Source organism: Pseudomonas sp. PDM31, assembly GCF_019218965.1.
GTDB lineage: Bacteria > Pseudomonadota > Gammaproteobacteria > Pseudomonadales > Pseudomonadaceae > Aquipseudomonas.
Genome location: NZ_JAHUWS010000012.1, coordinates 76,653 through 86,556, shown reverse-complemented (window position 1 = coordinate 86,556; position 9,904 = coordinate 76,653). Strand labels below are relative to the sequence as shown.

Here is a 9,904-nt window from a genome sequence, read left to right as displayed (position 1 = left end):
AACAGAATTCTCAGCTCCGCCCGAAAAATTGTATTGACCATAAGAAAAAGATGGCTTAACGCCGCTACTGAACCTTACCTGGCTGGAGGGGATAGAGCTAGAGCATGTCGATTATGCCCTACATCTGCTTGCGGTTAGTCGAGGTTGAAACCCCTTTGGTAATGGCGTCGCAGTGCCGCCAGCATTGCCGTCTGATGAGCATCGGCCGAGGCATCCCCCCACTCATTTTCCGAATAGATCAAGTCCATTTTCAAGGAGTCAGGCCGCTTCTCGAGCGCCCGCTTGTTAAGGAATCGCTGGCGCTTTTCGTTGTAGGGAAGATTGCCGTACTCTGAGTTGATACTGCGCGAGACAAGCGCGAGATTGCCGAAGCGGTCCAGCCAATCCTTCGAGACCTTGTTGGTGTCGGTCGCTTGTGGGTTCTGCGGCGAAATATGCTCTACCGAGTTCTTTGCGGTAAAACGGAAATTGCCCCATAACTCATGGTCACGTTGCTGTTCATGCCAGAGCACGAAGTCCAGCTTGTAGAACCAGTAATGCGCAAAATCAACGCCGTGGCTCCACGGCAGCACATCCTCGAACTGGAGTGCAGATGCGGTGCGCCAGGGCTCGTCCATGAACGAGCGGGTACGTGTGACCAGCGGTTTGTTGGTAGCCTCCCCCAGCAACTGGTTATCCAGATGACACAGGAAGCCGTAATAGCGCTCCACCTCGCCACCACCACCACCACCACCACCACCACCACCACCACCACCACCACCACCACGCACCGTGTGCGCATGCTTGTGGATGAAGTAGAGAAATGGCGTCAGCCAGTAATGAGTGGTGATCTCCTGCGAGTGATACAGCATGCTCTGCAGCAACGACAGGCCCTGATGCAGGGAATTGTCACGACTGCGATTGATGTAACGCTTGTCATCACTGGCAGAAATCGAGGTATGGCAAACCTGGTGGATCTCTTCATCGCCTTGATCGACCCACTTGATGACGTACTCATCCCACAGCACGCGCATACGCCAGAGCAGATCGATGAATCCCTGCGCCCTCGCCGTACGCTGTATTGACTCCGACGGCACCAGCAAGTGCGCCTCGAACAAAGCGAGCAACTGGCGATCTAGCACGCGGGGCAGATCCGCCTGCCCTTGCTCCTTCAACCAAATGCGCAGCACATGAAGCAAGAAGAGCGGAAAGCCGATAATGCTTCGCGCCCAGGACGCTTCTCCATCATCCACGGCGATGGCTGTCGGATCCGTGCCGATATCGGTAAGCCCGCCGTCAACGATAGCTTGTAAGGTCAGTCGCTCGTCGCCTTCCGCTTGCGCGGCGTCAACCTTTCGGCTCAGCAGCCCGTGCACGGCGCCTGCATGCAGCAGTTGCCCCTTGTTATAGAGATCACCCAGCTGATGCGCCTCCAGTTGGGTTTCCAGGCAAAGATTGCGCTCGACAAAACCACTCATGTCGGCACAGGCATTCCACAATGCCGCGTAGCGGGAACGGCTTTCTGCGGGGATGTCACGCAGCAGCCTGGCCTTGAGAATCTCGTGGTGCTGTAGCTGGATGCCACGATTATTGATGACTTCGAACAGCTTATTCAAGTCCATGCCCTCGGGCACCTGTGTGAGCACCAGCGAGACGTTGCGATAAACAAAGCCGGCCAGCGCCTTGAGATATTCATCATCCACAGGCCCGCCGTCCGCACGCTTGTAGGTCTGCGCGAAGGAGGTCATCAATTGCTGTGCCTCTCTCATGCTCTGGGTGTCGATGGCTTCGCTGGTCGTCGCTCTACTTCCCGGCATCATGCTGGCAAGAAAGTCGTTCACCTGCTCTCGGATCGAGAAGTGCAGGCGCGGAATCGCACCGTCCTTCAGCACAACCCTGCTGAAGTCCCCCATCACCTGGCTCCATACCGCCACCGTGCTGAGCATCCACAGCGTGGTGAAACGCTGCTGCCCGTCGATCAGGTCGAAGCGGCGCACGCCCTGATGGCGGTCTTCCTCGGCGGTTTTCTCCACCAACAGCGTGCCACCCAGGAAAAACTGCGTGTCGCGTCGATCGAAGGCATTAGCCATATCAGTCAGCAGCGTCTTGATCTGGTCATCACCCCACACGTACAAGCGCTGGTAGATTGGCACATTAAAGCACCAGGCGGCGTCTTGCTTGTTGACCAACTGTTCCAGAGTGCAGAGGCTGGAATCAATTTTCATGGCGATCTTCCTGGAAAGCCTTCAGGAACGCCTCGATCCATTGCGATTTGCCCGCAAGGCTGCGGCATTCAGAATCCGCTTGTCCCCGATAGAACTCCAGGACAGCCCTTTTGTATCGCCCCTGCACACCATTCCCCACTTCAATCGTTTCATTGGCGTACAACGACGCCACGGCCTGTTGCCGTTGCTGCAGAAAATCCAGCACCTGTTTCGGGTGGTAACTCTGTGCAATCACATCCAGCAGGTTCAGCTCGGCCAGCCTGAAAAAGTTGGCGGCGGTCTCCTGTTTGACCTGTTTTTTCTCCAGACGAATCGCGCCCAGCAGAAACTCCAGGCGCAGGGCAAACGCAGTCAGTTGCTCAACTTCGAACTGATCCACGTACACCAAGCTGCAGAGCATAAATATCTCGCGCAGATACTCCTGGTTGTTGCGCAGCAGCTGTCGATAGATAACGCGGAACGAACTCACGTGCCTGCATGGCTCAAGATCGTTCATCAGCCTTTGTAGCAGCGCGGAGTACTTATCTGTGTAGAGAAAGAATCCCACACCCGCATGAATGGGCTGGCGCAGTGCCATCGGCAAGTTTGCGGGGTTGTGGCTGACACGCAGTTGACTGCCCTGCAGTACGTACTCGCCGTCGCCCGCCAGCGTCAGCGCAGTCGCCAGCCGATTGTGCCGGGTGGCGTAGAGCGGCACGCTATCGATACGACTGCGGCTGTCTGCAACATGGGGCCAAGTGTCGCGCTGGAACTCGGCCAGTAGCGCCTCGTGCCTGCCCGCAGGCGTTTGCGATCCGCGCCAACGCCGCGCACGCCAGAGAAAACGATTGAATAGGTTGGGTGCGAAATCCTGACCTGGAGAAAGTATCGCGGGGTGGCGTTGCAGTGACTCCCAACGCTCAGCGCAGTGCTGCTGCAGTGCTGTCTTGAGCCTGCCCTCACCATCTGCATGATCGATCGCACGCAGGTGATAAGCCTTGAGCAGGTCGGTGGCCTCTAGGCGCACTCCGCGGTTGTTCTGGGTATCGAAAAAGGTGAAGGCAAGATCGGTGCAGTCCACTTCGATCACCGTCAGACGAAGTTTTTCGATAACCTCCCGCGCAATCGGCTCTAGCTGCTTCAAAGCCTGCAATCCTTCAGAGATATGCCGCGCGGATTGCCCCGAATAGCTGAGCGCCTGGCCCGCTGGCAGCATGCCGGTAGCGCGATAGTACAACAGCGACAACGCTGTGATGCGTTGCTGACCATCGATGATGAACCGTCTCGACTGGTATGCATCGCGATGCAGCAACACCACACCCATGTAGTAAAGCAGGGTGTTGTCCGTCTGCTCTGCAAATTCTGCGAGGTCACTGGCCAGTTGCATCAGTTTGTCCGGGCCCCAGACGAAGCCGCGCTGATAGCTGTCCAGTGCCAATGGCCAGTCACTTGCCTTCAGCACATCGGCGAATGACAGGGTGCTGACCCGAACAAGAGATTCCTGCGTCATGGATCGAGCTCCCCTGCTCAGCTCTCCTCCCAGCGTTTACGCAACGTCCTGATCCGGGCATCACCCCGCAGCGCACGCCGATCTGGCCCACATAGTGCGACTGACCCTTCCGGCAACCCAAAGACTTCTTCGATCGCTGCCCGAATGCTGCTTACCTTCGCATCCGAACGTGCGGCACGATACCGCGCCGCCTTCCGGCTGGCAGTGACAACGGCCAGGTCTTCATCCTGCTCATCCGAAGAATCCAGCTCCTCGACATCCCAGACCTCGTCCTCCTCATCCTCCTCGATAGGCTCGGCATCGTCACTGCCCTCTTCGGCTTCAGCTGTCAGGTCTGCCAGACTCTGGCCGTGGGAATACCAGGTGCAGGCATCCTCTTGCTCCCATACCAAACCATCCTCGAGATGGAACGTGCGCAGGGCGGCAGAAGACGAAATGTAATCACTAAACCGCGACTTCACCGTCGACAACTGCTCAAAGCCGGCGCCCAAGGCAAGCAGAACTTTCTTGGGACCTGCAACCAACAAGAATTCAGACCAGCACGGTTCGTGGAAATTGACGCTAACAGAACCGTACATGTAGAGAGTCGCCCGCAGTGATGCGTCCTGTTCGGCCAACCGGGTCAGTACCTGCATCACGGTGCGGTAGATGCTGAAGCCAGCATTCTCGATGGACTGCGAATCAACCTCGACGGTGGGCAGCGGGGACCCACTATTGACGAACGCGAGCTCCGATACCGATTTCTTGATCATTGCATTCATTCCTTGAACAGGTCTTGGGCGGGCACGTCGCCGTTTGCGGCAAAGTAATGAGCTGGTTTGCAAATCCGTTCGACCGAGTGTGATGAGGTCACGCCCGATAATGGCAAGGGGATGGCTAATTGCGCAGATGGTGCCGGGATACTGCAGTGGCAGCAAGCCCCAAAATCATGCCAGAGCGCTCCCCCGACAGATCATTGCCACCGCCCAACACTATCTGCGTCGACATATCCGTCTCCCTGTCAGCACCACCTGCCCCAAGAAAGCCCTCCATGCCTATTCAAGAAGCAGCTACCGGCAACCTGTCAGTGTCAGCTATCAAGGAAAACAGGGCCAGAAAAGTTGTGTCGATACAGTGATCTACGGCTCAGTGTCGGACAAATCAATGGTTCTCGGGTAGAGAGAACGCCAATGCTCCGACACCTCGTCATGGGACTGCTCTAAATCGAATTTCATCGTTGCACAACATCTTCTTGAGCAATGGCTCAACGAGCCCCATCGGCGTTGTCGGCGGCAATGGGGTTGTCGCATAACTGGATGGGGGTTGATCACTACGTCCTGATTGATGTGCGAGCTATCTCTAAATTCCGAGTCAGCGAAACAAGTAGTCGCTACCAAAATTAAAGTTTATTCACTGAGGGCCGATAGCCAGACGCCAGCATTGTACCGATGTCGACGGTGATCCATACGAGCCAGCAAGGACGATAAGTTGCTCAACATCCCGCACCACGCCTCCTTATGCATGCCTCGGATCGCAGAGATGACTGGGGGTACATCGCCTGAACACAACTTGCGCGACCCATGAGTCTGGGGTAGCAACAAGTCGCTGCGGCGAATCGATTACATTTAGTCAGACAGGAAGACACCATGACTGCCGCCGAAGACCTCTCCGAAGGCCTCTACCTTAAACTTATCGACCACATCAGCACCTTGCTCAAAGCTTTGGCACGGGGCGCCGACGATCCAAGCCTAGCCTCGGCTCAGGTAGAGGCGCAAAGCAAACTACAGGAAATCGAACAGACGCTGACCAAGGCAATTAACGAGCTAAAGGACAACGCTGAACACAAGACCTTCACCGTTGCTTTCTATGGCGAAACCAACGCTGGCAAGTCGACTCTGATTGAAACCTTGCGCATCTTGCTTAAGGAAAACACCAAATGTGAGCAACGTCAGCGCTTCCTCGCGTTGCAGCAGCAGTCGGGGCTAAGCGAAGCGGCGTTGCAGGCACTGGAAACCGAAATCGAGTCGCTGAGCAGCCACTTGGTTCTGGCCAAAAGTGCAACGACTGACGCCGACGCTCGCCATGACCAGCGCCAAGTCGAACAGCAGTTGCAAGAAGACACCCTGCGCACGCGTATCGAAGAACAGAAACGAAGCGCTAGTCTGATCCAGCGCATTCTCAACCTGCTGCGCAAGCTTCCCGAAGAAATCGCTCTGGTGCAATTGCAGGCCGGCGCCTCCGTACTGTCCATACAGCGTGAAACCGAACTGACCAGGCTACGTCAGCAAAGCGAAGAGATTCAGTCTCAGCTAGGCGAAACCTGCCAGCGTCATGCAACGGCACTGGATGGTCTACAGCAACTGTCCGCCTTCGAAGACGGCAGCATCATCGGTGATGGCCGCGCTGACTTCACCCGTCAAACCCAAGCGTACGCCTTTGAGTCAGAAGGCCAGCATTTCCAGTTGCTCGATGTTCCCGGCATTGAGGGCGACGAGCGCAAGGTCAGCGAGCAGATAAACAACGCGGTCAAGCGTGCCCATGCGGTGTTCTACGTAACGTCCAAAGCGGCCCCGCCGCAGACCGGAGATGCCGGCCGTCCTGGCACCCTGGAAAAAATCCAGGCACAACTGGGAGCGCAGACGGAAGTCTGGACGCTCTACAACAAACGCATCACCAACCCAATGGCCCTGCAAAAACCCGCATTGATCAGCCCTGACGAGCAGGTCAGCCTGGATGATCTTGACCAGATCATGCGCGAGCAGCTGGGCGAGCATTACCAGCGCAGCATGACCCTCTGCGCATTGCCCGCGTTCTATGCAGCAGCGGATTGCCTGGTACCACGCTCCACGATAGCGACCAGCCGCAAGAAATTCCTCGAGGCCATGGCGCCAGACGCGCTGCTGGAAAAATCCGGCGTCAAGCAGTTCTATCGGCACCTGACTCGAGACCTGGTCACAAACGTACAGGCCAAGATACGCCGCTCGAACATGAACAAGGTTCAACTGGCGGTAACCGACGTTTGCTCAGAAGTGAAAGCCATCCAGGTCGCGCAGTTCGCTCCGCTGGCGAAAAAGTTGAACGAGGAAGCCGAGAATGCCTGTCACCAGTTGCAAATTGCGTTCAAGTCCCTCAACAGCCGCCTGAGCAATGCGGGCGAGCAGGCCATCGGCGAGTTTGAAGACTCCGTGCGCAACCGCGTTTACGACTGCATCGACGATGACATCAGCAATGATGATTTCAAAGAAGCACTGGAGCAGGCGCTACGGAGTGAGCAGTCGGCACTGCAGGAAAAACTCCCGACAGCACTCGACAAGCAAGTCGAGCAGTTCCAGAAGAATGTCAGCGAAATCGTCCAGCGTTTCGAGGCTCATGCCAAAGACCTGCTGGCCGGCTACTCACAGATCGGCAAGGCACGCCTAGCCGGAGACTTCAGCCTGAACGTGAACATCGACAACGGGATCAACGTCGTAGGCTTGTTGGCCAGCCTGGCCGGTGGTGCAGTGTTGTTCTGGAACCCCGCCGGCTGGGTACTGATGTCCATTGGCGTGGCGACGCTACTGGTCAGTCTCGCAAAGGCCGTGTGGAGCTTTTTCGACAGTGATTACAAGAAAGGCCAACAGCGCAAAGCCACCGACAATAACCTCGAAAACGCTTGCGAGGCGATCCGCGACAGTTTCCGCGAAACCCTCGCGCAGGCGCTGCCGCCACTGGAAGTGAAAATCGAACAAATCCGTACCGTTCTTCGGCAACCCGCCCTGCAGGCACGGCACATCAACCAAAAACTCGACGCTGCCCACCTCGGCCTGAAAAAGATAGCCAGCGACCTCAAAGCATAAGGAACTGCACTATGAACTCGACCCTTGAGCTCTTTCTGAATCAAAACAACAAGGCTCTGGCACTACTAGACAAACTGCGAGTGTTTCTCGAAAAAGGCGCGGCACTGGGCGTCAACATCGACCCGACACTGCTGAGCAAGCTCGAACATGCCAGTCAGAACCTGGCCAACGACAAGCTGAAAATTGCCCTGATCGGTGGTTTCTCTGAAGGTAAGACGTCCATCGCTGCGGCCTGGATGGAGCGTCTCGACAAATCCAGCATGAATATCAGCCAGCAGGAGTCATCGAACGAGGTGAAAGTATACGAAGTAGATGAGAACTTCGTGTTGATCGATACCCCAGGGCTGTTCGGTTTCAAGGAACAGTTCAACGCCGATATAAATTCGATGGAGAAGTACAAGGACATCACACGCAAATACGTCAGCGAAGCACACCTGGTGCTGTACGTGATGAACTCGACCAACCCGATCAAGGACAGCCATAAAGATGACCTGAACTGGTTGTTCCGCACGCTCGACCTGCTGCCGCGCACCGTTTTCGTGTTGAGCCGTTTCGACGAAGTGGCCGACGTGGAGGATGAGGCCAGCTATGCGCAGCACCTGCAGGTTAAACGCAGCAATGTCGAGAGCAGGCTTCGCGAGTCCATCGGTGCTAGCGACGCGGAGGTGGCGGCACTGAGTATCGTCGCAGTGGCGGCGAATCCGTTCGACATGGGCACCGATTATTGGCTCGAGCGGATCGAGCAGTTCAAGACACTTTCGCACATCAATAACCTGCAACAAGCAACCGCCGGCAAGATCCAGTCCAGCGGTGGCTCTGCGGTGATCGTCGAGCAAGCGCGAAAGAGTGTGATCCTCGACGTGCTGCACAAAGAGTTACCAGTGGCGGTGGAAAACGACCAACGCCTGGGCGAAGAAGTAGAGCGCCTCAGCGGCGTCAGCCGCACGCTCAGTCGTCAGCTCGATGGTGCCAAGGGTCAAATCGGTGAGGTACGTATTGGCCTGCGCGAATTTGTCACCCGTTATTTTTCCGGGTTGATCATGCGCACTGAAGGGCTGACCCAAGAGACCTTCAAGGAGTTCTTCGAGCGCGAGATTGGACGTGATGGGGTCATGGTGACCACACGCCTGCAAAACGAATTCGATCGTCAACTGAACGGGGTGAGCCAGGAACTCAGCCGCATGCGCCTAAGTTTCGACTCCGAAATCGATCACTTCAACACCAACGTGATCAACCTGGGCAAGCAAGGCGTGAACTATGTGATCAAGGGCAACCTGATCAACAACGGCAGCATTCTGGCTGCCCGCGACGGCATCGTCAACGTGGCCAAGACCCTCGGCGTGGATTTGGGCAAGGCACTTAAATTCAAGCCTTGGGGCGCGGTTAACCTGGCGAAAAACCTCAACGGTATCCTGTCGGTTGCAGGCCTGGCACTGGAAGCCTGGGACAGCTATGAGCGCAAGAAACGCGAGGATCAGTTCAGACAGGCCATTGCAGAGATGGTGGACAACTTCAACAACCAGCGTGAAGAACTGTTGAATATGATTCAGGACGTCTCGTTCGAGGAGCGATTCTTCCCCGACTACGCCTCGCTTGATGCCAATGCTGCTGATGTTCAGGTCGCCATCGATACGCAGAAAAAACTACGTGAACAATTCCGGGAATGGCGCCAAACCGGGGAATTGATCGAAGCCGAATTCACCCGGATCGAAGGGTAAGATCATAATCAACACGATTTGCGTGCGCCGCTGATTAATGGTTTTTCCAAAGAGCGTCTTGAATGGCGAACAGGTGCATTTGCGTCAGGGCGATGCCGACGGTGCTTGTGGTCCTTACGCACTGATGATGCCTGTGGGATCAGCATGCGGAAGCGCGAATTGCCTTAGTCAGCTACATAGACATTCGTAATGTCGTTTGGGCCGCGTCAGCGGCCCAAACGATTTTTAACGGGCGAGCAGGTGTGGATTTATACCTAGATCGCTTCAAGCAGTCCTGCGATGCCAGAGATACGCATCATTCGTTTGAGGTCGTCGGCGAGCACATGAGGGCTAATTTCGGTACTTACCCGCGGAATTGTTTTAGTCAGGAAGTGGGTTGCACTCATCCAATATTTGAGCGTTCCAAAAGGATGTTCAACAGTCTGGTGGCCAACCCTCAACTTTCCCGGGTCATGCTCCAACCGAACCTACATCGCGTCGATTACCGTTGCGCAGGTGGGTCAAGCCTTCTCTGCTTCGAGGCTGTCGATCTTTTCCTTCTAGGCCGGCAATAATAAGCGCTCACCGGCGAGTTATTCGCCGTCAAGCATTCCAGGGCGATCGATAACCTTTGTTCTCGTATTACAAGTAGCATTACTGGAGTCAGTTTTTGTGGCATGCGCCCGAATTTCACAGCTT

At 55.8% G+C, this 9,904-nt stretch carries 5 protein-coding genes and 1 pseudogene; 2 read left to right on the top strand and 4 right to left on the bottom strand.

All coding sequences use genetic code 11. The features are described 5' to 3' along the window. Window positions 1–134: 134 nt before the first annotated feature. The 3 genes from KW839_RS22135 to KW839_RS22125 are packed head-to-tail and all read right to left on the bottom strand — an operon-like array spanning window position 135 to window position 4,445. Window positions 135–2,204 (bottom strand): DUF262 domain-containing protein, encoded by a 2,070-nt coding sequence (locus tag KW839_RS22135; protein ID WP_218425511.1) that lies wholly within the window; start codon window positions 2,202–2,204, stop codon window positions 135–137. Continuing rightward, complete coding sequence (locus tag KW839_RS22130) at window positions 2,194–3,693, bottom strand: DUF262 domain-containing protein (RefSeq protein ID WP_218425510.1); 1,500 nt, start codon at window positions 3,691–3,693, stop codon at window positions 2,194–2,196. The genes KW839_RS22135 and KW839_RS22130 overlap by 11 nt, the downstream gene beginning before the upstream one ends. A 17-nt stretch (window positions 3,694–3,710) precedes the next feature. Then, entirely contained in the window at window positions 3,711–4,445 is a 735-nt protein-coding gene (locus tag KW839_RS22125; RefSeq protein WP_218425509.1) for a hypothetical protein, read from the bottom strand. 873 nt (window positions 4,446–5,318) lie between these two features. Between KW839_RS22125 and KW839_RS22120 the strand changes: the two genes are divergently transcribed. Together KW839_RS22120 and KW839_RS22115 are read left to right on the top strand one after the other, a co-directional pair. Continuing rightward, on the top strand, window positions 5,319–7,508 hold the full coding sequence (locus KW839_RS22120; protein WP_218425507.1) for a hypothetical protein: 2,190 nt from the start codon (window positions 5,319–5,321) through the stop codon (window positions 7,506–7,508). 11 nt (window positions 7,509–7,519) lie between these two features. Beyond that, window positions 7,520–9,226 carry a LeoA/HP0731 family dynamin-like GTPase gene (locus KW839_RS22115; RefSeq protein WP_218425506.1) on the top strand — a complete coding sequence of 569 codons (1,707 nt, stop codon included), beginning with the start codon at window positions 7,520–7,522 and terminating at the stop codon, window positions 9,224–9,226. Window positions 9,227–9,480: 254 nt separating this feature from the next. On the opposite strand, the pseudogene KW839_RS22110 reads toward KW839_RS22115, so the two are convergent. Next, a pseudogene (locus tag KW839_RS22110) lies at window positions 9,481–9,693 on the bottom strand (IS5/IS1182 family transposase); the annotation flags it as partial. Between the last annotated feature and the right edge of the window lie 211 nt (window positions 9,694–9,904).

Coding starts and splice junctions, on each gene's coding strand:
- KW839_RS22135 (WP_218425511.1), bottom strand. CDS start 2,204: ATGAAAATTGATTCCAGCCTCTGCACTCTGGAACAGTTGGTCAACAAG.
- KW839_RS22115 (WP_218425506.1), top strand. CDS start 7,520: ATGAACTCGACCCTTGAGCTCTTTCTGAATCAAAACAACAAGGCTCTG.
- KW839_RS22125 (WP_218425509.1), bottom strand. CDS start 4,445: ATGATCAAGAAATCGGTATCGGAGCTCGCGTTCGTCAATAGTGGGTCC.
- KW839_RS22130 (WP_218425510.1), bottom strand. CDS start 3,693: ATGACGCAGGAATCTCTTGTTCGGGTCAGCACCCTGTCATTCGCCGAT.
- KW839_RS22120 (WP_218425507.1), top strand. CDS start 5,319: ATGACTGCCGCCGAAGACCTCTCCGAAGGCCTCTACCTTAAACTTATC.